General features: G+C 63.0%; 25 protein-coding genes and 1 riboswitch. Of the genes, 18 read left to right on the forward strand and 7 right to left on the reverse strand.

From position 1 onward, the window contains the following. Positions 1-26: 26 nt before the first annotated feature. The 6 genes from ACQZ5H_RS11755 to thiD all read left to right on the forward strand — a co-directional run bounded on the left by ACQZ5H_RS11755 (position 27) and on the right by thiD (position 5,674). Positions 27-1,265 carry an ROK family transcriptional regulator gene (locus tag ACQZ5H_RS11755; protein WP_449097786.1) on the forward strand — a complete coding sequence of 413 codons (1,239 nt, stop codon included), beginning with the start codon at positions 27-29 and terminating at the stop codon, positions 1,263-1,265. A gap of 34 nt (positions 1,266-1,299) precedes the next feature. Then, positions 1,300-2,154 carry a sugar phosphate isomerase/epimerase family protein gene (locus ACQZ5H_RS11760; protein WP_449097787.1) on the forward strand — a complete coding sequence of 285 codons (855 nt, stop codon included), beginning with the start codon at positions 1,300-1,302 and terminating at the stop codon, positions 2,152-2,154. Between the two features lie 22 nt (positions 2,155-2,176). Further along, complete coding sequence (locus ACQZ5H_RS11765; RefSeq protein WP_449097788.1) at positions 2,177-3,238, forward strand: ABC transporter ATP-binding protein; 1,062 nt, start codon at positions 2,177-2,179, stop codon at positions 3,236-3,238. 41 nt (positions 3,239-3,279) lie between these two features. After that, positions 3,280-3,376: riboswitch (TPP riboswitch) on the forward strand. A 53-nt stretch (positions 3,377-3,429) separates the two neighbouring features. Next, positions 3,430-4,233, forward strand: coding sequence for a hydroxyethylthiazole kinase (thiM, locus tag ACQZ5H_RS11770; RefSeq protein WP_449097789.1), 804 nt, complete (start codon positions 3,430-3,432; stop codon positions 4,231-4,233). Then, positions 4,230-4,865, forward strand: a complete 636-nt coding sequence (thiE, locus tag ACQZ5H_RS11775) for a thiamine phosphate synthase (protein WP_449097790.1) — start codon at positions 4,230-4,232, stop codon at positions 4,863-4,865. Before thiM ends, thiE begins: the two co-directional genes overlap by 4 nt. Further along, positions 4,862-5,674, forward strand: coding sequence for a bifunctional hydroxymethylpyrimidine kinase/phosphomethylpyrimidine kinase (gene thiD, locus ACQZ5H_RS11780; protein ID WP_203430985.1), 813 nt, complete (start codon positions 4,862-4,864; stop codon positions 5,672-5,674). The genes thiE and thiD overlap by 4 nt, the downstream gene beginning before the upstream one ends. A 3-nt stretch (positions 5,675-5,677) precedes the next feature. On the opposite strand, the gene ACQZ5H_RS11785 is transcribed toward thiD, so the two are convergent. The 4 genes from ACQZ5H_RS11785 to ACQZ5H_RS11800 form a co-directional block, all read right to left on the reverse strand. Beyond that, positions 5,678-6,286, reverse strand: coding sequence for a YdeI/OmpD-associated family protein (locus tag ACQZ5H_RS11785; RefSeq protein WP_449097791.1), 609 nt, complete (start codon positions 6,284-6,286; stop codon positions 5,678-5,680). Between the two features lie 63 nt (positions 6,287-6,349). After that, entirely contained in the window at positions 6,350-7,198 is an 849-nt protein-coding gene (locus tag ACQZ5H_RS11790) for a carbohydrate ABC transporter permease (protein ID WP_203430987.1), read from the reverse strand. Continuing rightward, positions 7,191-8,129: a carbohydrate ABC transporter permease gene (locus ACQZ5H_RS11795; protein WP_112712072.1), complete on the reverse strand. Its 939-nt coding sequence runs from the start codon at positions 8,127-8,129 to the stop codon at positions 7,191-7,193. Before ACQZ5H_RS11795 ends, ACQZ5H_RS11790 begins: the two co-directional genes overlap by 8 nt. Positions 8,130-8,198: 69 nt before the next feature. Continuing rightward, entirely contained in the window at positions 8,199-9,506 is a 1,308-nt protein-coding gene (locus tag ACQZ5H_RS11800) for an ABC transporter substrate-binding protein (protein WP_449097792.1), read from the reverse strand. 206 nt (positions 9,507-9,712) lie between these two features. On the opposite strand from ACQZ5H_RS11800, the gene ACQZ5H_RS11805 reads away from it, so the two are divergent. From ACQZ5H_RS11805 to ACQZ5H_RS11855, 11 genes are all read left to right on the forward strand, one after another. After that, positions 9,713-10,912, forward strand: a complete 1,200-nt coding sequence (locus ACQZ5H_RS11805; RefSeq protein WP_449097793.1) for an ROK family protein — start codon at positions 9,713-9,715, stop codon at positions 10,910-10,912. Positions 10,913-10,947: 35 nt separating this feature from the next. Beyond that, entirely contained in the window at positions 10,948-12,048 is a 1,101-nt protein-coding gene (locus ACQZ5H_RS11810; protein WP_449097794.1) for a Gfo/Idh/MocA family protein, read from the forward strand. 17 nt (positions 12,049-12,065) lie between these two features. Beyond that, complete coding sequence (locus ACQZ5H_RS11815; RefSeq protein WP_112712080.1) at positions 12,066-12,707, forward strand: ThuA domain-containing protein; 642 nt, start codon at positions 12,066-12,068, stop codon at positions 12,705-12,707. A gap of 185 nt (positions 12,708-12,892) precedes the next feature. Continuing rightward, positions 12,893-13,375 (forward strand): GNAT family N-acetyltransferase, encoded by a 483-nt coding sequence (locus ACQZ5H_RS11820; protein ID WP_112712082.1) that lies wholly within the window; start codon positions 12,893-12,895, stop codon positions 13,373-13,375. 24 nt (positions 13,376-13,399) lie between these two features. Beyond that, positions 13,400-14,422, forward strand: a complete 1,023-nt coding sequence (locus ACQZ5H_RS11825; protein WP_449097795.1) for a glycoside hydrolase family 3 N-terminal domain-containing protein — start codon at positions 13,400-13,402, stop codon at positions 14,420-14,422. A 39-nt stretch (positions 14,423-14,461) separates the two neighbouring features. Further along, a complete protein-coding gene (locus ACQZ5H_RS11830) occupies positions 14,462-16,111 on the forward strand; it encodes an ABC transporter substrate-binding protein (RefSeq protein WP_449097796.1) in 1,650 nt (549 codons plus the stop codon). 57 nt (positions 16,112-16,168) lie between these two features. Then, positions 16,169-17,146: an ABC transporter permease gene (locus ACQZ5H_RS11835; protein WP_449097797.1), complete on the forward strand. Its 978-nt coding sequence runs from the start codon at positions 16,169-16,171 to the stop codon at positions 17,144-17,146. Between the two features lie 13 nt (positions 17,147-17,159). Continuing rightward, positions 17,160-18,038 carry an ABC transporter permease gene (locus tag ACQZ5H_RS11840; protein ID WP_413712516.1) on the forward strand — a complete coding sequence of 293 codons (879 nt, stop codon included), beginning with the start codon at positions 17,160-17,162 and terminating at the stop codon, positions 18,036-18,038. Further along, positions 18,035-18,838: an ABC transporter ATP-binding protein gene (locus tag ACQZ5H_RS11845; protein ID WP_449097798.1), complete on the forward strand. Its 804-nt coding sequence runs from the start codon at positions 18,035-18,037 to the stop codon at positions 18,836-18,838. The genes ACQZ5H_RS11840 and ACQZ5H_RS11845 overlap by 4 nt, the downstream gene beginning before the upstream one ends. Continuing rightward, positions 18,835-19,734, forward strand: coding sequence for an ABC transporter ATP-binding protein (locus ACQZ5H_RS11850; protein ID WP_449097799.1), 900 nt, complete (start codon positions 18,835-18,837; stop codon positions 19,732-19,734). The genes ACQZ5H_RS11845 and ACQZ5H_RS11850 overlap by 4 nt, the downstream gene beginning before the upstream one ends. Positions 19,735-19,784: 50 nt before the next feature. After that, positions 19,785-20,462: a spermidine synthase gene (locus tag ACQZ5H_RS11855; protein ID WP_449097800.1), complete on the forward strand. Its 678-nt coding sequence runs from the start codon at positions 19,785-19,787 to the stop codon at positions 20,460-20,462. On the opposite strand, the gene ACQZ5H_RS11860 is transcribed toward ACQZ5H_RS11855, so the two are convergent. The 3 genes from ACQZ5H_RS11860 to ACQZ5H_RS11870 are packed head-to-tail and all read right to left on the reverse strand — an operon-like array spanning position 20,459 to position 23,539. After that, a complete protein-coding gene (locus ACQZ5H_RS11860; RefSeq protein WP_449097801.1) occupies positions 20,459-21,256 on the reverse strand; it encodes an HpcH/HpaI aldolase family protein in 798 nt (265 codons plus the stop codon). The two genes, ACQZ5H_RS11855 and ACQZ5H_RS11860, sit on opposite strands and share 4 nt — an antisense overlap. A gap of 18 nt (positions 21,257-21,274) precedes the next feature. Further along, positions 21,275-22,132 (reverse strand): sugar phosphate isomerase/epimerase family protein, encoded by an 858-nt coding sequence (locus ACQZ5H_RS11865; RefSeq protein WP_449097802.1) that lies wholly within the window; start codon positions 22,130-22,132, stop codon positions 21,275-21,277. Positions 22,133-22,171: 39 nt separating this feature from the next. Then, positions 22,172-23,539, reverse strand: a complete 1,368-nt coding sequence (locus ACQZ5H_RS11870) for an amidase (protein WP_449097803.1) — start codon at positions 23,537-23,539, stop codon at positions 22,172-22,174. Positions 23,540-23,771: 232 nt separating this feature from the next. Here ACQZ5H_RS11870 and ACQZ5H_RS11875 point away from each other — a divergent pair, with 232 nt between their 5' ends. After that, complete coding sequence (locus ACQZ5H_RS11875; RefSeq protein WP_112712103.1) at positions 23,772-24,047, forward strand: hypothetical protein; 276 nt, start codon at positions 23,772-23,774, stop codon at positions 24,045-24,047. Positions 24,048-24,104 lie beyond the last annotated feature (57 nt).

Genomic DNA, 24,104 nt, shown 5'->3' on the forward strand with positions numbered 1-24,104 from the left:
TCGATGGAAGACGAAGGATCGCGATCATGAACCAGACCCCTGATGTCAAGCTCTCCCCCGATCTCAGCGGGGCCAATGTCGAGGATGCAGGCGAGCATAACCGCGCGGTCGTGCTGCGCTGCATCCACCGGCAGGCGCCGATTTCGCGGGCGGAGATCGCAAGACAGACGGGCTTCACCAAGCCGGCGATCGCCCGCATCGTCGACCGCCTGCTTGACGAGGGGCTGATCATCGAGGCCCGCCGCCGCCACGGTTTGCGCGGCCAGCCGGCAATCGAGCTTGAGATCAATCCTGACGCTTTCTTCGCGATCGGCATCAATATCGATCGTGACCATCTGACCATCCTCGCAGTCGACGCCGTCGGCAACGTCCGCGCCCGTGTCCATCACGAAAAGCGCTACATCCTGCCGGCCGAGTTCATGCAGCTGTCGGCGGACGCGATATCGCATTTCCAGCGCAGCCGCCTGATCGATGACGCGCATCTGGCCGGCATCGGCCTGGCGATGCCGGACTGGCTCGGCGAAATCGCCTTTCCCGGCAGGCCCGCCGACTATTGGGAATGGATGGAATTCGATGTGCGCGCTGCTCTGGAGGAGCTGACGCAGCATCCTGTTTTCATCGAAAACGAAACCAACGCTGCCGCACTGGCCGAGCTCGATTACGGGCTCGGCGCCGAGAGCCGCAGCTTCCTCTATATCGCCGTCAACGCCTGCCCCGGCGGCGGTCTCGTTCTCGACGGCAATGGCCATCGCGGCGCCATGGGCCTCAGCGGTGAAATCGGCTGGGTGCCGATCGCCGACGGAAAGGACGAAAGCACGCAGAAGGTTCGCCTGCTCGGCGAGATCTTCTCGCTCTTCTGCCTCTATCAGTTCCTCGCCGAGCATGGGATCAAGGTCAGTGTGCCCCAGGATCTCCTGACGCTCGATACCCGCGGCAAGCGGCTGGTCTCGCAGTGGCTTAAGGAGATGAGCGCGCATCTCGCGGTCGCCGTCCGTCATGTCGGCATGATCGTCGATCCCGATGCCATCCTGGTCGGCGGCCGGCTGCCGATCCGCATGATCGACGAGCTGCTGCGCTATGTGCACGAGCATCTGGACGCCAGCGACGGCGCCCTGCCCTCCATCCACCGCGCCTCGCTCGGCGAGGATGCCTCGGCGATCGGGGCGGCCGCCATGCCGATGGCCGCGGCGCTGATGCTGGCGTCATCGGATGAGGTTCAACGCACCCGTTCACCGCTGAAATACATGGATCGCCTGAACAATTAGCACGGCCGCTGCGGCGGCGCATGGGAGGATTTTGATGAGGATCGGTTTCTATACGTCGACGTTCAACGACCGGCCGCTTGAAGAAGTGGTGGATTTCGCAGCTTCCGCCGGTTTCGATGCCATCGAGATCGATGTCGGCGGACACATCAAGACCCCTGACAGGGTGAAGGCCGCCGTCTCGCTTGCCCGCGAGCGTAATCTCTTTGTCTCCTCGATCACCTATTTCGGCAACCAGCTCGACGCCGACAACGCCAAGCGCAAGGATCTGCGCTCGCGCACCGCGGAATTCGCCCAGGCGATCGGCGAAACCGGCGTGCCGGTTTTCGTCATCTTCCCCGGCCGCAATGACGAGGCCAGCGACGAGGCCAACTACGACGATTTCGCGGCTTACATGAACGGCCTGATCGCCGAGACCGCGTCCAGCGGCCTGACCTTTGCCATCGAGAACTGGCCTGGGCCGAAGGACAATTTCGTCGGTACGACGCCAAAGGGCTACGAGGAGCTCTTCAAGCGCATTCCGGACCGGCGTTTCGGGCTCGAATTCGACCCCTCGCATTTTCTGCGGACGGGTATCGATCCCTATCTGGCGCTGGATGCCGTCAAGGATCGCATCGTCATCCTGCATGCCAAGGACACGGCGGTCGATGCGACCGCGCTGCAGGCGGTCGGCTACCATGGCAAGGGTTGGTGGCGGTACAAGCTGCCGGGCCTCGGCTTGCTCGACTGGTCGAGGTTCCTGAAGCAGGCGCGCAGCTACGGCTTCGACGGCACGATTTCGATCGAGCATGAAGATGCCGCCTATGGCTGGCCGGGCAAGGACCTGGAGGCCCGCAAGGAAGGCGAACGAGTCGGCCTCGGCTATCTCAGAACCGTCTTGGACAAGCTTTGATCGCAGCCTGGGGAGGACGATAATGGCTCATGTTTCAGTCAATAATGCTCGCAAGGACTACGGCGCGTTCAAGGCCATCAAGGGTGTCTCGGTCGATATCCGTGACGGCGAATTCGTCGTCCTCGTCGGCCCGTCCGGCTGCGGAAAATCGACGCTGCTCAGAATGATCGCCGGGCTTGAAGGCATCACGTCGGGCGAAATCCAGATCGGCAAGCATGTCGTCAACGAGCTGGCGCCGAAGGACCGGGACATCGCCATGGTGTTCCAGAACTATGCGCTCTACCCGCATATGACCGTGGCCAAGAACATGGGCTTTTCGCTGCGGCTGAAGCGCATGCCGCGGGCGGAGATCGACAAGCGGGTCGGCAATGCCGCAAAGATACTCGGCCTCGAAAGCCTGCTCGAACGCTATCCGAAGCAGCTTTCGGGCGGCCAGCGCCAGCGCGTTGCCATGGGCCGGGCGATCGTGCGCGATCCCGCCGTCTTCCTGTTCGACGAGCCGCTTTCCAATCTCGACGCCAAGCTTCGCGTCCAGATGCGCTCCGAGATCAAGGAGCTGCATCAGCGGCTGCAGACGACGACGATCTACGTCACCCACGACCAGATCGAAGCGATGACCATGGCCGACAAGATCGTCGTCATGAGGGATGGGCGCATCGAGCAGGCGGGCTCGCCGCTCGACCTCTATGACCGGCCCAACAATCTCTTCGTCGCCGGCTTCATCGGCTCGCCCGCGATGAATTTCATCAAGGGCAGCATGACGGATACGGGCTTCCGCACCGAGGACGGCATCACCCTGCCGAGCGACCGTCGCCCCGCCGACGCGGTGACCTACGGGATCCGCCCGGAGCATTTGCAGCTCGACCCAAATGGCATCGAGATCACCACCGTCGTCGTCGAGCCCACCGGATCGGAAACACTGGTGATCGCCCGGCTCGGCGCGCAGACGATCAGCTGCGTCTTCCGCGAGCGGATCAGAGCGGCGCCCGGCGACATCCTTAAGGTGGCGCCCATTCACGATGCCGTACATCTCTTCGGCGCCGACGAGCAGCGCATCGCCAGCGGCGAAGCCCGGCTCAACTGATAGGGCGTGACAAGCCGCTGATAATTTGCGATGACCGTGGTGTTGAGAGACAGGGGCGTTCGCCGAAAGGCGGGCTGAGAAGTACCCTTCGAACCTGAACCAGATAATGCTGGCGGAGGGAGTCGCTCGAGGCCCTTCGCTTCCATGTGCCTGGCCTCCCGCGTCTTGCCCCGCCCCAAAAGGGACGCAAGATGACGACTTCGAGATCACCCGGGCAATTGCTGACTGCGCTGCGCGCCGCGCCGCCGCTCGTTCAATGCATCACCAACTATGTCGCGATGAATATCGCCGCCAATGTCGTGCTGGCCGCGGGCGCCTCGCCCGCCATGGTGCATGCGGAGGAGGAAGCCGGTGAATTCGCCGCATTCTCCGGTGCACTGACCATCAATATCGGCACGCTCTCGCCCGCCTGGGTCAGCGGCATGAAGCAGGCGGCGAAGGCTGCTGCGCGCAATGGCAAACCCTGGGTTCTCGATCCCGTGGCGCATTACGCCACCGGCTTCCGCCGCGAAAGCGTCGCGGCACTTCTCGACCTCAACCCGGCGATCATCCGCGGCAATGCATCCGAAATCATCGCGCTGGCCGGCAGCGAGAGCCGTGGCCAGGGCGTCGATAGCCGCGATCCCGTCGAGCAGGCGGAAGGGGCCGCCCGCAGCATCGCGGCGCAATATGGCGCCGTCGTCGCGGTCACAGGCCCGGTCGACTTCGTCACCGATGGCACCCGCGCCGTTCGCATTTCCGGCGGTTCGCCGCTGATGCCGCAGATCACCGCGCTCGGCTGCTCGCTGACCTGCCTGACCGGCGCCTTCGCCGCGGTCGCCTCTGACGAGACCTTCGATGCGACGGTCGCCGCTCTCGCAATGTTTGCCGTTGCCGGCGAACAGGCGGCACAGGAAGCCAAGGGCCCTGGCTCCTTCTCCTGGCGTTTCCTCGATGCGCTTGCCGCGCTCGATGGTCCGGCGCTCGACGCCGCAGCAAGGATCAGCCAGGCGTGAAGAGCTTCGACCTCTCCCTTTATCTCGTCCTCGACCCGGAGCTCTGCGCCGGGTACGGGCTTGTCGAGACCGCCCGCGCAGCCGTCGCCGGTGGGGCGACCATCGTGCAGCTGCGCGACAAGACGGCGACTACCCGGCAGATGATCGAGACGGGCCGGGCACTGCAGCGGGTCCTGTCAGGAAGCGGAGCACTGCTTGTCGTCAATGACGACGTCGAAGCGGCAATCGCGCTCAACGCCGATGGGCTGCATATCGGCCAGGAAGACCTCGCCGCCGCCGAGGCCCGCCGCCGCATCGGGCCTGATATGATTCTCGGCCTCTCCGTCGAGACGCCTGAACTTGCCGCAGCCGTAGATCCCGCGATCGTCGACTATGCGGGGATCGGCCCCGTTTTCGCGACGGCGACCAAGCCGGATCACAAGCAACCGATCGGCATCGCAGGTCTGGAGGAGCTGGTTCGTGTCTGCCCGGTTCGCTCAGTGGCAATCGGCGGCCTGAAGGCGGAACATGTGGAGCCAGTGCTCGCAACGGGCACGGAAGGGCTTGCGGTCGTCTCGGCGATCTGTGGCCAGCCGGATCCGCAAGCGGCGACGGCTGCAATCGCCGAACGCATCAGAAAGGCAGGACAATGATCCGCAACGTTCTCTCGATCGCCGGCTCCGACCCATCGGGCGGCGCCGGCATCCAGGCCGACCTCAAAGCATTCTCCGCCCGCGGCACCTATGGCATGGCTGTGCTGACGGCCCTGACTGCGCAGAACACCACCGGCGTTTCAGCAGTGCAGACCGTCTCGCCGGATTTCGTCGCCGAGCAGATCCGCATGGTCTTTGCCGATGTCCGCGTCGATGCCGTCAAGATCGGCATGATCGCCAATGCCGGGATCGCGGAGGCAATTGCCGATGCGCTGCATCCGCATCGCGGCATCCCGCTGGTGCTCGACCCCGTAATGATCGCCAAGGGCGGCGCCGCCCTCCTCGATATCGCCGCGATCGGCGCGCTCACCGACCGCCTTCTGCCGCTGGCAACGATGCTGACCCCGAACCTCCCCGAAGCGGCGGCGCTGCTCGGCGAGGACCACGCCCAAGACCGCGATGCCATGCAGCAGCAGGCGCGCAAACTGCTGGATCGCGGACCGCGCATGGTACTGTTGAAAGGCGGCCATCTCGGCGGCACTGACAGCCCCGATGTGCTGGCAAGCGCCGGCCATATTACCTGGTTCGAGGCTCCAAGGGTTCCGACGAAGAACACACACGGCACCGGCTGTACGCTGTCGAGCGCCTTGGCGGCCGAGCTTGCAAAGGGCAAGACGCCGGAGGCAGCGGTCGCGATCGCCAAGCGCTATCTCGCCGATGCCGTTGCGGCTGCAGAAACGCTCACCGTCGGTTCCGGCCATGGCCCGGTCCAGCATTTCCACGCGCTCTGGGACAAGGCCGATCTCTGAGGTTCAGACCTTCGGCTTCTTGTTCTGCGGATAGATCGTCTCGCCCTTCGCCAGCATCTCGACGAAGGCCGCGATCTTCCGCTCGCGGCCCGCCGGCGTCTTCATATTGTGCACGCGGAAGGCAAGCGCGAAGCGGTTTTGCGCGCTGAGCGCCGCAAGCATCGCCTTGGCCTTGGGATCGGCGTCGATCGCCGTCTGCAGATCCTCGGGGATCTTCAGGTCCTTGCCGCTGCCATAGGCCCGGTCCCACCGGCCATCCGCTTTCGCGGCTTGGACCTCGCGAAGGCCGTGCTCGGTCATTCGTCCCTCCTCGACGAGGCGGGCGACATTGTTGACGTTGATCTGGCTCCAGATGCTCTTCCTGCCGCGCGGCGTGTAGCGCTGGAGATAGCTCTTCTCGTCCAGGCTTTTCTTCACCGCATCGATCCAGCCCCAGCAGAGCACAGCGTCGATCGCCTCGACCGGCGTGATCGACGGCAAGCCGGATGCGACCTTGAAGATGCGGATCCAGACCTCGCTTTCACGGTCGTGATGCGCGGCCAGCCAGTCGTAGAAATCCTGCTTCGTCTTGAATTCGCGAACCTTATCCGGATCGACCTTTATCGGCGCCAACCGTCTGCTCTCCCATGATGCCGTGCCGCGGCCATGGTAACGGCCGCGGCAGAAACGGCAACATCAGGATTTGACCGCGCCCGCCGTCAGGCCGGCGATGATGTGTCTCTGGGCCAGGAAGAAAACGATGACGGTCGGCATGATCGTCAGGGTGATGAAGGCGAGTACCAGCTGCCATTCGGTGCCGAACTCGCCGCGATAGACCATGATGCCGAGCGGCCAGGGATATTTCGATTCCGAATTCAGCATGATCAGCGGCAGGATATAGCTGTTCCAGCTGCCGACGAAGGAGATGATGCTGACGGTGGCGATGATCGGCCGTGACAGCGGCAGCGAGATGTACCAGAAGAAGCGCATGTAGCCGCAGCCATCGACGAATGCCGCCTGGAACAATTCTTCCGGAAGGTTGCGAAAATAGTTTCTAAAAAGCAGGATACTCATCCCGAGCCCGAACGCCACCTGCGGCAGCACCACGCCCCAATAGGTGTCCAGCAGTCCGAGATCGCGGATGCGGATGAAGAGCGGCAGGATAGCCGTCGCCGCAGGGAACATCAGGCCGAGCAGGAAGTAGTTCAACAGGAAGGACGAGCCGAAGAAGCGCACATGCGCGAAGGTGAAGGCCGCCATCGACGAGACGATCAGCGTCAGCGACACTGTGAGGACGGCGATGACCAGCGAATTGAAGATCTGCAGCCAGTAGCGCTCGCCGAACAGGATATCCGTATAGTTCGACCATTGCCATGTGGCGGGCAGGCCGAAGGGATTGACGCGCAGGTCGCCGAGCGTCTTGAAGCCGCCGAGGGCCGTCGTCAGCAGCGGGATCAGCACGAGGGCGGCGATGAGGGTCAACGAGACGTAGAGATAGACCTTCGTCGTCGCGGGCATGCGAATGGTGTCGGTCGTATCAGTCATTGCGCATGAATATCCTTTTGTAGCCGAAGGCGAGCGTGACGCAGATGATGAACAGCACGACGCCGACGGCGCTGCCGAGGCCGACCTGCATGCGCATGACGCCGTAGGTGTAGAGGAAGGTCACCATGGTCTGCGTCGAGTTCGACGGTCCGCCGCCGGTGAGCGGCATGATCATGTCGAAAAGCTGCAGGGAGCCGATGACGGCGAAGAAGATCGAGAGCCTGAGCGTCGAGCCGAGCAGCGGCAGCGTGATGTAGCGGAATTTTTGCCAGCCGGAGGCGCCGTCGATATCGGCAGCCTCAAGCACGTTCTTGTCGACCGATTGCAGCCCGGCGATGAACAGCATCATGTGGAAACCGAAATATTTCCAGACGACGACGCCGAGCACCGCATAGATCGCCACGTCCTTGTCGGCGAGCACATAGGGATTGGCCATGCCGAAGAAGCCGGCAATGGCCGCGAACAACCCGTAGTCGCCGTCATAGACGAAGCGCCAGATCAGGCCGGCGGCGACATCGGCGAGAACATAGGGCAGGAAGAAGATCAGCCGGTAGGTCACGACGCCGGGGATGCGATGCGCCAGCATCGTCGACAGCCAGATCGCCAGCGGCACCTGGATGGCGATGGAAACGACGATGATCAGGCCGTTGTTGATCAGCGCCTGGCTGAAGGCGGCATTGCGGAACAGAACCTGGAAATTCTTGAGCGCGATATATTCGGTCGGCGTGCCGTAGCCGTTCCACTTGTAGAGGCTGTACCAGGCCGCCTCGCCCATCGGCATGATGACGAAGAGCGTGAAGAGGATCAGCGCCGGCGGCAGGAAGAGCAGCAGCACCGCCCAGCGGTCATGCGCGATCGAACTGCGGTTCTTTCGGGCGGCCTTGCTAGGCGGCGCGGTCCGAACGCCTGATGAAACGGAAATCTCAGCCATATGTCCTGCCTTCGCATGCGCGTGTCATATCCCGGCGCCACGCGGCGCCGGGAGTGCTTGCTGGGAGGCTTATTGCTCGAGTTCGAACGCGTCCTGAATCTGCTGGGCACCATCCTTGGAGCTCATCTGGCCCGAGACGATTTCGACCGAGACATCATTGACGACGCGGCCGACGGCAGCGCCAAGATCCTGGTCGAAGAAGTTCTGGTGCCAGGTGGACCCAGCCAGCTGCTTGGCGGATTCGCCGAGTAGCGGGTTGACGACCCCATCATCGGCACCGACCGCGACCGGCAGCAGCATGGCGTTCTTTGCCATCTCGCGTTCGTTGTCGGCGTTGGTCAGGTAAGCGAGGAAGTCGAGCGCTTCCTTGGATGCCTTTTTGGTCACCGCCCAGCCGTTCAGGCCGCCCAGCGTATCGGTTGCCTTGCCGGCACCGCCTTCGACGGTCGGGAAGGCGAAGCGGCCGATATTGTCGGGGGCGAGCCCCTTGCCATCGCCGGCATTCTTGCGCTGGTTGGCTTCGGTATTTTCAAAGCCGAGGATCATCGCCGCCTTGCCGTCGCCGAAGACGCCGAGCGCCTGCGGCCAGGTCACGCCGAGATAGGCGGGCTGGAAAGGCTCCAGCTTGCCGAGTTCGATAAGATCGTCGCCGGCCTTGATGATGGCGGGATCCAGGAAGCCTTCGCCCTCGCCCTTCTTGGCGGCATCGAAGACCTTCTGGCCGCCTTCGCGCATGACGAGGTAGCTCCAGTAGAAGTGGATCGGCCACTTCTCGCCGCCGCCACCGGCGATCGGCACGACGCCGGCATCCTTCAGCTTCTTCACCGCATCGAGGAAGTTCGCCCAGCTCTTGATATCCTCGGCCTTCACGCCTGCCTTGGCGAAGAGCTCCTTGTTGTAGAAGAAGCTGACCAGACCGACCTTGTAGGGAACCGCCCAGACCTTGCCGTCAAAGGTCATGCCGTTGACGGAGGCCGGGGTGAACTGGTTGCGCAGCTTGCCACCGTCAGCGTCAAGCGCGGGGGTAACCTCCTGCAGCGCGCCGGTCTCCGACTGCTGTTTCAGGACGCCGCCGCCCCAGGTGTAGAAGAAATCGGGCACGTCGTCCGACTGCAGAAGCGTCGGCAGCTTGGCCTTGAAGGCCTCGTTTTCCAGGAACTGCATCTGGATATCGACATCGGGGTGCAGCTCTTCGTATTTCTTGACGATCTCTTCCCACTTCGCCACGAATTTCGGATCGAGCTCCAGATGCAGCCATTTGACGACCGTTTTGGCCGAGGCGGCACCGGCGCCGAGCATCAGCGAGACCCCTGCGGCGGCGGCCAGAAATGCAATGCGCTTGCCGCGAAGGGCCAGGCCCTTGTGCATATACGTCATGATTTTCCTCCCAGGGGAACTGTCCTCACCAATTTTTCCCCAATGCGGAATAATTCAATGGAGCTTGGCCCGATTGTCAACCCGACCGCCTGATTTTTTGCCGATCGCGCTTGACAGTGGGCGGGATGTGCCTGTTATTTAATTCGCACCCCGACGAAATTATGTGGCTGTTTCGGCCAGAGATGCGATTGCCCGGCTAGTTTTTCATGAAGACCGCAGATCCCGAATTGATGCGTGCAATCAATCGCTTGAACGTGCTGGACACGATCCGGCGCCACGGGCCGATTTCGCGCGTGGAGATCAGCGAGCGCACCGAACTGTCGACGACAACCGTCTCGGCGATCACCGCGTCGCTGCTCGACGACGGCCTGATCCTGCCACGCCACGAAGGCGATATCCGCAACGAGGCGGCGCGCGGCAGGCCGCGCGTCATGCTGGAACTGAACCCGGATGCCGCCCGCGTCGTCGGCGCCAAGATCGCCGCCAACCGGATGATCTTCGTCGTCACCGATTTTCGCGGCGATGTGCTGTCGAAGCTGACGCTTCCGATCCGGATCGACCGGCAGCCGATCGCCGTCATCGCCGATCTCGTGGAAGACGGCGTGCGCCGCTGCGTTGTCGATGCCGGGCTCTCGCTCGAGGATGTCGATACTGTCTGCCTCGGCCTTCCCGGTGTCATCGAGCATCGCACCGGCCATGTCCGCAGCAGTCCGATCTTTCGTGAGGTGAATGTCGATTTCGCAGCCGAGATGACGGCGCGGCTTGGCACATCGACGATCGTCGAGAGCGACGCCCATGCGATCACGCTTGCCCATCACTGGTTCGGCAAGGCCCGTGATCTCGAAGACATGGTGTTGATTTCGCTCGAACAAACGCTCGGGCTCGGGGTGCTGCACGGCAACCAGCTGTTCCGCGGCGCCGGTGGCCTCAGCCACAATCTCGGCGACCTCGTGCTCGGCATGGGACCGCAGGGAACGGTCCGGCTTTCGACACAGGCAGGCGAGAGCGCCATCCTCGGCGACCAGCAGGCGGATGGCCGGTTTGCCGAAGCGATCCGTCTCGGCCGCGGCATGACCCATGCCCAGGCGCTGATCAAGGCCGAGGACAACACGCTGATCGCCTCGGCGATCCGCGCCGGTGAAGCCGTGGGGCTGACGATCGCCAATATCGTCACGCTATTCGCGCCGCCGCGCGTCATCCTCGTCGGCTCCAGCTTGGCGCTCGGCGAACCGTTCCTGAACAGCCTGCGCGATGCCTATGCGGTGGCGATCCCGCCGTCGCTGAAGGGCGTCACCGAACTCGTCTTCGACGATTCCAGCGACGATTTCTGGGCGCAGGGTGCTGCCGCCGTCGCGCTCTACGAACTCTATGAATCGCCCTGGAGCACCACGGGGCCGGCGCTCTAGGGCGCTGACAACAGAATATCCATCGGGAGGAAAGCATGGACAAGGTCGGTATCGGCATCATCGGATGCGGCAATATTTCGGGCGCTTATCTGAAGGCAATGGCCTCCTTCCCGATCCTCGACATCAGGGGCGTGGCCGATCTGAACCGCGAACTCGCCGATGCCAAGGCCGCCGAATTCAATGTTCCCGCAAAAAATATCGATGAGCTCTTCGCCGATCCGAAGATCGAGATCATCGTCAATCTGACTGTGCCGAAGGCCCATGTCGCCGTTGCGCTGCAGGCGCTTGAGGCAGGCAAGCACACCTATTCCGAAAAGCCGCTCGGCATTAATTTCGCGGAAGGGAAAAAATTGGCGGAGGCCGCCAAGGCCAAGGGTCTGCGGATCGGCGCAGCACCCGACACCTTCCTCGGCGGTGGCCATCAGACGGCCCGCACACTGATCGACAAGGGTGTGATCGGCCAGCCGGTCGGCGGCACCGCCACCTTCATGTGCCCCGGCCACGAGCGCTGGCATCCGAACCCGGCCTTCTATTATGAGGTCGGCGGCGGCCCGATGCTCGATATGGGCCCCTATTACATCACCGACCTCGTCAATCTCTTCGGCGCGGTGGCGCAGGTCGCGGGCTTTGCCGTCTCGCCGCGCAAGGAGCGCGTCATCACCAGCGAGCCGCGAAACGGCGAAAAGATCCCGGTTCACGTGCCGACCCATGTCGCAGGCGTCATGGCGTTTGCGAACGGCGCGGTCGTCCAGATCGGCATGAGCTTCGATGTCGCGGGACATAAGCATGTGCCGCTGGAAGTCTACGGCACCGAGGGCACGCTGATCGTGCCGGATCCGAACCACTTCGGCGGCGAGGTGCAGTTCTTGAAGAAGGGCGGCAGCTTCGAGCCGCAGGACCTGACCTCGCCTTACGCCGACGGCAATTACCGCTCGATCGGCGTCGCCGATCTTGCCCATGCCATCCGCTCGAACCGGCCGCACCGCGCCAATGGCAGCCTAGCGCTGCATGTGCTCGAGGTCATGGAAGCCTTCCATACGGCGTCCGAGAGCGGCCGCACGGTCACCATCACCACGGCAACCGAGCGGCCCGCGCCGCTCTCGGAATCGCTCGTCGACGGGCGGCTCGCCAAGTAATTTCAGGAGGAATGGAAATGCGTGAAGCACTGATCGTCTGGGGCGGATGGAGCGGCCACGAGCCGCAGGAATGCGCCGCCATCATCAAGGACATGCTCGAAGAGGACGGCTTCAAGGTCTATGTCGAGCACAGCACCGAAGCGTTTGCCGACCCGTCGGTGCATGACCTCAGTCTCGTCGTGCCGATCGTGACGATGTCGAAGATCGAGAAGGAAGAGATCAAGAATCTCGCGGCCGCCGTCGAAAATGGCGTCGGCATCGCCGGTTATCATGGCGGCGCCGGCGACAGCTTTCGCGAGTGCGTCGAATACCAGTTCATGATCGGCGGCCAGTGGGTGGCCCATCCCGGCAATATCATCGACTACAAGGTCAATATCACCCGCCCGGACGATCCGGTCATGGAGGGGATCACCGATTTCCCTTACACGTCGGAGCAGTATTACATGCATGTCGACCCCTCGAACGAGGTGCTGGCGACGACGACTTTTACCGGCGACCACGCCTACTGGATCGATGGAGTCGTCATGCCCGTCGTCTGGAAGCGCAAATATGGCAAGGGCCGGGTCTTCTATTCCTCGCTCGGCCACCAGGCCAAGGAATTCAGCGTGCCGCAGATGAAGACCATCTTCCGCCGCGGCGCCAACTGGGCAGCCAGGTAAATATCTGATCTTTCGCGTTTCTTTAATGGCCCGGCCCTGCGCCGGGCCATTTTCATTGGGCGCGGCACGGCGCGGCCTTCTGTCATCCGCCAGATTCCCTGTTGACAAGACTGATCGAAATCGCGAAGTCTATGTCATTAAAAGGGGATACATTCCGTAATAACGGAATATACGGAGGATCACAGGTGCCCGACCTGCTGGTGAGCTTATATTCGAAAAAGCTCGACGAACTCAAATCAAAGGCGGTTGAAACCGGTGTCAAAATCCGGCCTGCCTTGCCGCCGGAAATGCATGTCGTCACCTCCTGGGTCCGCGAACATTTCAGCGAGAACTGGGCAAGCGAAGTCACCGTCGCCTTTTCCCGCCAGCCGAATGCCTGTCTCATCGCCGTCGAGGACGGAAAGCTGCTCGGCTTTGCCTGCTACGACACGACTGCCCGCGGTTTCTTTGGCCCGACAGGCGTTGCCAGGGAGGCCCGCGGCAAGGGCATCGGCCTGGCGCTGTTTTCCGCCTCCCTGCAGACCATGAAGACCCTCGGCCACGCCTACGCCTTCATCGGCGATGCGGGGCCTGTCGATTTCTACGCCAAGACCGCCGGCGCCGTGCCGATCCCCGCGCCCGACAAGGGCGTTTACGAAGGCATGCTCAGAAGCGCGCCGAAGACCTGACATTTCAAGACCGGAGCATAAAGAGTGTCCAAGACCCCCCTCGCCCTTTTCGTCGGCATGCCGAACCCTACCCTGTCGGACGACGAATTTGCGATGTTTCGCGAAACCAATCCTCTCGGCCTCTTCGTCGGCCGCCGCAACCAGAAGAACCCGGAACAGGTCCGTATCCTGATCGAGCGCTTCCGCGAAGCCGTCGGCCGCGACGACGCCCCTGTTTTCACCGACCAGGAAGGCGGCCGCGTTCAGCATCTCGACGCCGGCCCCTGGCCGCTGTTCCGCAGCTTCGGCGCCTTTGCCGAGCTCGCCGGACGTGATTTCGAACTCGGCAAGCGTGCCCTTCGTCTTTCCTCCCAGGCCATGGGGGCGATGATGACGGAACTTGGCCTTTCGAGCGGCTGCTCGCCGGTGCTCGATCTCGTCTTTTCGACGACGAGCGCCGTCATCGGCGCCCGCTCCTTCGGCCCGGATCCAGATTTCATCGCCGCCCTCGGCCGCGAGGTCGTCGATGGCCTGCTCGAAACCGGCAACATGCCTGTCATGAAGCATATCCCGGGCCACGGCCGCGCGACGCTCGATTCCCACAAGGAACGCCCCGTTGTCGACGCCTCCCGCGAAACGCTCGAAGCGACCGATTTCAAGCCTTTCGTGGCGCTGAAGGATACGCCCTGGGCCATGGTCGCCCATGTCGTCTATTCGGCCTATGACAAGGAGCTGCCCGCCTCCATCTCGCCGGTCATGCATGACGTGATCCGCAAGGACATGGGCTATGAAGGCGTGCTGATCTCCGACTGCATTTTCATGGAATCGCTGCAGGGTACCATGCCGGAGCGCGTCGCTCAGGTTCTGGACGCCGGTTTCGACATCGCGCTCCACAGCCATGGCGACATCCCGGAAAGCGAAGCGGCCGCCAAGGCCGCCCGCCCGCTGACCGACGCAGCGATCGCCCGCATCGAGGCCGGCAAGGCCCGTCTCGGCAATCTCAAGATCGACGTCCGCGCCGCCCATGCGGAAGTCGAGGACATGTTCAAGACCGTGCTGGCCGCCTGACCAGCACGTATCGCGAAGTAACCAAGCAAGGGGAATAAAGTGAAAAAATACATATTCGCCGCCGCGACAGCTCTGTCACTGCTGTCCGGCACCGCCATGGCGCAAACCGTTTTGACCGCGAACATCGAACCGGCAACGACCTGGGTGCGCAATTTCAACCCGTTCAACCAGACGTCCTCGCGCCAGTCGACGCTCGACTTCATCTACGAGCCGCTCGTCATCTTCAACCGCTTCGACAGCAACAAGCCGGTCTATCGCCTCGCCGAAAGCTTCAAGCAGTCGGATGACCTGAAGACGATCGAATTCAAGCTGCGCGACGGCCTCAAGTGGTCGGACGGCAAGCCGCTGACCTCCGCAGACGTCAAGTTCACCTACGAATACCTGAAGAAGTTCCCGGCGCTCGATTTCGTCAGCATCTGGAGCTTCATCACCGGCGTCGAGGCCGTCGACGGCCAGACCATCCGCTTCACGCTGAAGGACCCGAGCTCGCTCGCTGCCGAGCAGCTGTCGCAGCTGCCGATCGTTCCTGAGCATGTCTGGAAGGACGTTGCCGATCCGGTCACCTTCGCCAACGAAAACCCCGTCGGCAGCGGCCCGCTGACCGAAGTTCCGCGTTTCACCGGCCAGACCTACGACCAGTGCCGCAACCCGAATTACTGGGATGCCGCGCACCTGAAGGTCGACTGCATGCGCTTCCCGCAGCTCGCCGACAACAACCAAATCCTGACGGCGACCGCCGACGGCACGCTGGATTGGGGCGTCTCCTTCATTCCTGACATCGACAACGTCTATGTCTCCAAGGACCCGGACCACTATCACTACTGGTATTCGCCGAGCAGCATGGTCGCCTTCCTGTTCAACCAGGAAACAGCGAACGAAGCCAACAAGAAGGCGTTCAACGACGTCAAGTTCCGTCGCGCGGTCTCCATGGCGCTCGACCGCAAGACGATGATCGACGTTGCCGGCTATGGCTACCCGACGCTGAACGAAGACCCGGGCCTGATGGGCGAGCTCTACAAGAGCTGGGCTGACCCGTCCGTGAAGGCCGACTTCGGCAAGTTCGCCGCCTATGACGCCGACGCCGCAAAGGCCCTGCTCGACGAGGCCGGCTACAAGGACAAGGACGGCGACGGCTTCCGCGACAACCCGGATGGTTCGAAGATCTCGTTCACGATCATCGTTCCGAATTCCTGGACCGACTGGATCGACACCGTCAACATCGCCATCGAAGGCATGCAGGCGGTCGGCATCGACGCCAAGATCGAGACCCCCGAGGAAGCCGTCTGGACCTCGGACCTGATCGAAGGCAAGTTCGACGCCGCGATCAACAGCCTGCCGGCATCCTCTTCGCCCTACTATCCCTACAAGCGCGCCTTCAGCGCTTCGGACAAGGGCAAGACGCGCTTTACGGCGCAGCGCTGGTTCAGCCCTGAAGTCGAAGACCTCGTCACCCAGTTCACGCACACTGCCGATCTCGACAAGCAGAAGGAAGCGATGAACAAGGCTCAGCGCATCGTCGCCGAGAACCTGCCGATGATCCCGGTCTTCAACAATCCGAACTGGTATCAGTACAACACCAAGCGCTTCACCGGCTGGTCGACCAAGGAGAACCCCTTCGTCAATCCGTCCATCTCGCGCACCAACCCCGCTCGCCTTCTGAACCTGCTCGCCCTCGAGCCGGTCAAGTAAGCAACGGAGCTTCGGGAGCGGCTACCCCTCGGCCGCTCCCGATTTCACGGAGTTTCCATGGCTTTCCTGTTACGCCGCCTGGCCTTCTATCTGGCAGCCTTCATCGCGGCGGCGACGATCAACTTCTTCCTGCCGCGCCTGATGCCGGGTGATCCAGTGCAGATCATGTTCTCCAGCGCCGGCGCCGAATTGCCGCCCGAGAGCCTGAACGCGCTGAAGCTCACCTTCGGCTTCGTCGATGGCCCGCTCTGGCAGCAATACCTGACCTATCTCGGCAGCATCTTCACCGGCGATCTCGGCCGGTCGATCAAGTATTTCCCGTTGACGGTCACCTCCGTGCTAGGGCACGCGCTCGTCTGGACCGTCGGCCTGATGGGCAGCGCCACGATCATCAGCTTCACGATCGGCAGCTTCCTCGGCATTCTCGCCGCATGGCGCCGCGGCAGCGCTTTCGACGTCATCGTCTCGGTCGTCGCGATCTTCGCGACCTCGGTTCCCGCCGTCGTCACCTCGCTGATCGTCGTTTTCATCTTCGGCTTCACGCTCGGCTGGTTCCCGAATGGCTATGCCGCCGATCCGTCGCTCGATCCGGCCTTCACGCTGCAATATATCGGCAGCGTCCTCTATCACGCCTTCTTGCCGATGATGACGCTCTGCGCCGTTATGACCGGCGGCTTTGCGGTGACCATGCGCAACAACATGATCAACCTGCTCGGCGAGGACTATATCGTCATGGCCCGTGCCAAGGGCCTCTCCGACCGGCATGTGATGATCTGGTATGCCGCTCGCAACGCGCTGCTGCCGACCGTCTCGTCGCTGGCGATCGCCATCGGCACCATCCTCGGCGGCTCGCTGGTCACCGAGGTCGTCTACAACTACCCGGGCATGGGCAACATCCTCTATCAGGCGATCCTGGCGCGCGATTATCCCGTCATCCAGGGACAGCTGCTGATCATGACCACGACCATGCTGGTTGCCAATTTCATCGTCGATGTCAGCTATGTGCTGCTCGATCCGCGACTGAAGGGAGCGTGACATGAAGACCCTCATTTCCGGGCTCCTGCGCAATCGCAAGGCGCTCGTCGGCGTCGCCATCATCCTGTTCATCATCATCGTCGCCATCGCCGCGCCGCTGATCACGCAATATGACCCGACGGCCCGTACCGGCCGGCCGCACCAGGCGCCGTCGCTCGATCATCTGCTCGGCACGACGCGCATCGGCCAGGACGTGTTCTCGCGGCTGATCTACGGCGCGCGCACCTCGCTTGCCGTCGGCTTCGGCGCCGGCCTGCTGATCACCATCGTCGGCACCGCGCTTGGCATCATCGCCGGCTATCGCGGCGGCAAGACCGATGAGGTCATCAGCTTCTTCACCAACATGGTGCTCGTCGTTCCGAACCTGCCGCTGCTCCTCGTGCTCGCCGCCTTCATCGGCCAGGCAAGCCCGCTCGTCATCGCGCTGATCCTCGGCGGCACCTCCTGGGCCTGGGGCGCACGCGTCACCCGCGCCGAAACGCTTTCGGTGAAGCAGAAGGATTACGTCAAATCGGCCGAAACGATGGGCGAGCCGCAATGGCGCATCATGATGTTCGAGATCTTCCCGAACGTCATCTCGATCGTCGGCATCAACTTCATCGGCAGCGTCATCTTCGCGATCATCACCGAAGCGACGCTGGAATTCCTCGGCCTTGGTGATCCCAAGGTCGTGTCCTGGGGAACCATGCTCTACAATGCACAAAAGGCATCCGCCCTTTCGGTCGGCGCCTGGTGGGATATCCTGACGCCCTGCTTTGCTCTGGCACTGCTCGGCATCGGCATGTCGCTTCTGAATTTCGCGGTCGACGAGGTCGCCAATCCGCGGCTTCGCACCGGTGGCCAGCTCGGCCGCTGGAAGGCGCTGATCCGCACCGGGGAGGGCCGCCTGTGAACAAGCCGCTTCTCTCGGTCAAGAACCTGACCATCGACTATATCGGCGAGGAAAAGGACTTTCGCGCCGTCGACGATGTGAGCTTCGACGTGGCCCCCGGCGAGGTCTTCGGGCTCGCCGGCGAATCCGGCTGCGGCAAGAGCACCATCGCCTTCGCCATCAGCCGCCTGCACAAGCCACCGGCGCTGATCCGCAAGGGCAGCGAAATCCTTCTCGCCGGCCGCGACGTGCTCGATCTCGACAAGCAGGCGCTGGCCGATTTCCGTTGGCGGGAAGTCGCCATGGTGTTCCAGAGCGCCATGAACTCGCTGAACCCGGTGCTGCGCATCGAGGACCAGTTCTACGACGTGCTGAAGACCCACAAGGGCATGACCAAGGCGCAGGCGCGCGAGCGTGCCGCGGAGATGCTCAGGCTCGTCGATATCCCCCCGGACCGGATGCGCAACTATCCGCACCAGTTTTCCGGTGGCATGCGCCAGCGCATCGTCATCGCCATCTGCATGGCGCTCGATCCCAAGCTGGTCGTCATGGACGAGCCAACGACGGCGCTCGACGTCGTCGTTCAGCGCGAAATCCTGCAGCGCATCAACGAGCTCCGCCGCCAGTTCGGCTTCTCGGTGCTGTTCATCACCCATGATCTCGGGCTGATGGTGCAGTTCTGCGACCGCATCGGCATCATGCTCGCCGGCAAGCTTGTGGAGCAGAACACGGCCGAGGCGATCTACAAAACGCCGCAGCATGACTACACCAAGAAGCTCTGGGCCTCCTTCCCCTCATTGCATGGAGGCGTGCTCGCATGAGCGAAGCGATCCTCTCTCTCGACAAGGTCAACAAGACCTTCGGCCACGGCAGCTCGACAGTGCATGCCGCCCGTTCGATCTCGTTTTCGCTGCATCCCGGCCGCGCACTGGCGCTTGTCGGCGAATCCGGCAGCGGCAAGACCACCTGCGCCCGCATGGCGATGCGCGAATATGCGCCGACGACCGGCCGGATCCTCTACAAGGGCAAGCCGGTGGACGCCGCCGGCCGTGCCGAGCTCGCCGACTACCGCCGCTCGGTGCAGATGATCTTCCAGGATCCGTTCGCCTCGCTGAACCCTGCGCACACGATCGCCTATCACCTGACGCGGCCGCTGAAGCTGCATCGTCCCGATATCAAGACATCGGCGATCGATGCGACCGTGCGCGAGCTTCTGCAGCGCGTGCGCCTCGACCCCGATATCGTCGCCGCCAAGTATCCGCACGAACTCTCGGGCGGCCAGCGCCAGCGCGTCAACATCGCGCGTGCGCTTGCTGCAAAACCAGAGATCATCGTCGCCGACGAGCCGACTTCGATGCTCGACGTTTCCGTGCGTCTCGGCGTCCTCAACCTGCTGAACGAGATGAAACAGCAGATGAATCTCGGCCTTCTCTACATCACCCACGATATCGCCACGGCACGCTACGTCGCCGAGGATATCGCCGTAATGTATTCCGGCCAGATCGTCGAATGGGGGCCAACGGCTGATGTCATCGACAGCCCGATCCATCCCTATACGCGGCTTCTGCTTTCGGCCGTGCCGGATCCGGACGTGCGTTTCGACGATCCCAAGACGCGGCTGAAGCCGGAAGAGGTCGACGGTATCCGCAAGGCTGCCGCCGCGACGCAGGATACCATCGTCGAAGCATCGCCCGGACATTTTGCCCGCAGCCTGTGACTTGCGCGCTTGCCTATGCTAGGGGAGCGGCCGAATAGAAGGCAAACGGCATGCTCCCCTGGATCGAACTCGACAAGGCAACCATTCCCGGCGACGGCGGCGAACTGCGGCTGAAGCAGCGCGGCTCGGAATTCTCCATCATGCTCGGCGCCAACGAGCTGATGAACAGCCGCCTCAGCGGTTCGGAAGAAGCACTTGCCACCCTCTCCTACGAGCGCATCAAGGGCCGCAAGCGGCCGAAGGTGCTGATCGGCGGTCTCGGCATGGGCTTTACGCTCCGGGCAGCGCTTGCCGTCCTTCCCGATGATGCCGAAGTGGTGGTAGCCGAGCTTGTGCCAGCTGTTGTCGCCTGGGCGCGCGGCCCGATGGCCGAAGTCTTCAAGGGATGTTTAGACGATCCGCGCGTGACGATCTTCGAAGGCGATGTCGGCGAAGCGATCCGCGCCGCGAAAGCCGGTTTCGATGCGATCCTGCTCGATGTCGATAACGGCCCGGATGGCCTGACGCGCAAATCCAACGACCAGCTCTACGATTACGGCGGCATCAACGCCGCCAAGGCCGCACTGCGCGGCGGCGGCGTTCTCGCCGTCTGGTCGTCAGGCCCGGATACCAGCTTTACCCGCCGCCTCAAGGATGGCGGCTTCGCCACCGAAGCGGTCAGCACGCGCGCCGGAAAGGGACGCGGCGCGCGCCATGTCATCTGGCTGGCGGTGAAGCCCGGCCGTTAGCGCTTGAAACCCTTGCGGGCTGCCGCGATCTCGCGGGCGGCGCCGTTTCGGATCTGCGTGGAATCGCCTGCCGCAATCACCAGATCGCAACCGAGTGTCAGCATCTCACCGGCGCGTGCGCCGTCGCTGCCGAAAGCGCAGACGAACTTCTTGTGGGCCCGGCAGCGGGCGATCACATGCGACAGCTCCTTGTCGACCTCAGGCGTATCCGGCGCCACCTTGGCTCCATTCGAGAGCGCGATCGACAGGTCCGAAGGACCGACGAAAATGCCGTCGATGCCTTCGACGCCAAGAATGTCGTCGACAGCCTCGAGCGCCGCACGGGTCTCGACCATGGCGATCGTCACCGTCAGGTCGTTGGCGGTCTTCAGGTACTCGGAGGCCGGAATGCCGACATGGTTGAGCGCCAGGCTCGGCCCCCAGCTGCGCTCACCGAGCGGCGGATATTTGGTGAAGCTGACGAGTGCCTCGGCATCCGCCTTGGAATTGACCATCGGCGCGATGATGCCGGAGAAACCGGCATCGAGAAGCCGCGAGGCGGCCGAGAAGTCGCCGACCGGAATGCGCGCCAGCGCCGGCTTTCCGGCAACCCGCACCTGCGCGACAGCGGCCGCAGCAGTGCCGAGGTCCCACATGCCGTGCTGCATGTCGAGGACGAGGGAGTCGAAATCCTCCTGCGCCAGATGATTGACCATCAGCGGCGAGGGAATGCCGATCCAGGCCGAAACCAGGCCGCCATGGCCGCCCTTCCTGATCTTTGCTGCGAAGCTGTCGATTGGCGATGGGGCGCTCATGTCATGTCTCCTTGCATTTCAAGCGATTGCGCGTTGGCGCGTTTCCAAGAAGTCCTCGATAAAGGCCTTCTGCAAAAGGATGCCGTCCCACTCGTCGGCGAAGAAGGGCGAGTCGTAGATCAGCGTGAAGGGGCCGGCATAACCGGCGGCACGGCAGGCTTCCAGGCACTTGCCGTAATCCTCCGCATCGAGGCCCGATGCGCTGTAATCGGCCTTGGCGTGGCAAAGCTCGGCGCGGCCCATGATATCGGCGAGACCGGCATATTTCGCAGGCGCAGACCAGTTGCCGAGATCGCCGTTTAGGCCGATCTTGCCTTCGAGACCGTCAAGCAGCCAGTTCATCTGCTCCGGTGCCGGCAGCAGGTCAAACCAGTTCTCAACGACCACGCGGATACCGCTGCCTTCGGCTTGCGCGGCCAGCCATGTCAGGTTCGTCAGCGCGCGCTGCAGACTGTCTTGCGACGGCTTCTGCTTGCCGGCGATGACGCGCATGTTCTCCGCTCCGAGCGCCTTGGCGATCTCGATCCAGCCGGCAATCCAGCGGATATCGCGCTCGCCGGTTTCGGGATGGCTCGGGTCGCCGTCTTCGACGAGCAGCGTCTGGAACAGCACGCCCGACGCCTTCATCGCGGCGCGGAACTCGGCGAGATAGGCCGGATCGAGACTTGGCAGATGGAAGGAGCAGAGTTCCAGACGGTAGATACCGCGCTCGGCAAGCTGCTTCGGCAGCTCGATCAGCGAGGCGCCACCGGCGCCGTATGGCTCTTGCCGGGCGGCGCTCTTGGCCGGATCCGGGCTATAGGGATAGGTCGGCCCGAGCAGGCGGTGCAGCGACCAGGTGGAGACCGCGAAGCGGCCGTTCGGCAATGACGTCATTATCTTACTCCTCCGATTTCAGATAACTTTCGAGCCGTCTCAGAACCCCTCCTGCACCACCGGCTCGATCGCCAGCGCTGCCGAAAGCAGCGCTTCGTCGCAATTGGCGGGCGCCGACAGCAGGAAACCGACGGGCATATCGGCATCGCCGCGGCCACAGGGCATAGAGACGCCGCACCAGTCCAGGAAATTGCCGAGCAACGTGTTGCGAAGCGTCTTGCCGTTGGTCGCGATGAACAGATCGTCGTCCTGTTCCAGCGGCGCGATCGGCGGGGCGACGTGGGCGACGGCAGGAAAGGCCAGAAGACGATTACCGATCAGGGATTCCGAGGCGGCGATCATCTTCGTCCGCGCCTCCAGGATCGCCACGTAATCGGCCATGCTGGTGCGCTCGCCAAGCCGGGTGCGCAACACGACGCGATGGTCCATGCCATCGGCCTCGGGGCCGGAAAGGCGCGCGCGATGAAGAGCAAAGGCTTCCGCCGAGGCCAGCGGACCATGTTTCGCCATCAGCGCGATGATCTCGTCGAAGACCGGCATTGCGATCCTGGCGAATTTCACACCGGCGCGTGAAAGCCGTTCGACGCTCGCCTCGAAGGCCGCAACCACGCCCGGTTCGGCACCGTCGAAGACGATGTTCTCGGGAATGACGATCTCAAGACCGTCAATGCCACGGCGGTGGACTTCGGACGCCGTTCGCCCGCGCATTGCCGCGTCGATCCAGACGGCATCCTGCACGGTGCGGCAGAGAGGCCCCAGCGAATCCAGGCTCTTGGCCAGCGGAAACACGCCATCCATATCGTAGCGTCCGCGCGTCGCCTTGTAGCCGGTAATGCCGTTCAGCGCGGCGGGGATGCGGACGGAGCCGCCGGTATCCGTACCCATCGCCACTGGCACCAGACCGGCGGCAACGGCCGCGCCTGCGCCGGACGACGAACCGCCCGGTATGCGCGGCTGGTCCTTGCCGTGGGGATTGTGCGGCGTGCCGTAATGCGGATTGACGCCGAGGCCGGAGAAGGCAAACTCGCTCATGTTGGTCCGCCCGAGCGCAATCATCCCCGCCTGCTTCAGCGCCGTGACGATCGCCGCATCGCGCTTTGCAGCCGGCGCGCCGGCAAGAATCTTCGAACCTGCCGTCGTCGCCATTCCCTCGATGTCGAAGAGGTCCTTCCAGGCGATCGGGATGCCGTCGAGCACGCCGAGCGAACGGCCCTGCTTCAGCCTCGCGGCCGACGCCTTGGCTTCGGCAAGGGCGCGATCCTCGGTCAGCGAGATGAAGATCGCCTGATCCGGATAGGATTTGATGCCTGAAAGGATCGATTCCGTCACTTCGACGGGATCCGCTTCACCGCTTTGAATAAGGACAGAAAGCTGCGCAATGGACATTGCGCCATATGATTTGGTCATGGAGAAAATCCGCAATCTCTGCTGGCTCAAAGACCTACCGCGGATCGCCCGTCATCGCCAGTACCGGATCGGGCAATAGCGTCTATTGATGTCATTTTCTGAACACTGCGTTTGCCAAGCGACGGCTTAAATTTGATGAGGCGGCTACATAAATGTGTGGCGCACGCGGGCTCCCACCTGCTGTGAGCGGTGGCTCATATCAGGTCTCGCGGCAATATTCGGAGTTCATGCCATGACCAATTTTGACAGTTTTAGCGCCGGCGACGGCGAGCAGGATTATGCCGAACATGTGAAGGCCCAGCGGCTTTCCGGCATAGAGCGGCTCGTTGTCGTCGCAGCGATCGCGCTCCTTGCGATCGTCGGCCTCACCGGCCACTTCACCACACCGGTCGCAACCGATCCGGTGACGACCTCGGCAATCGCCGCGCCGGTCACTTCCGTTCCACACCCTCATCACCATCTCGATTCCTGCCGCGAATACAGCCCCTACGCGGAAAAAGGCTGCTGACGGCAGCGACATGGAAATCCACGCGGCCTCCCATATCTTCCCCGCATAAGGGAGGCG

Source organism: Rhizobium sp. 21-4511-3d (assembly GCF_053522545.1).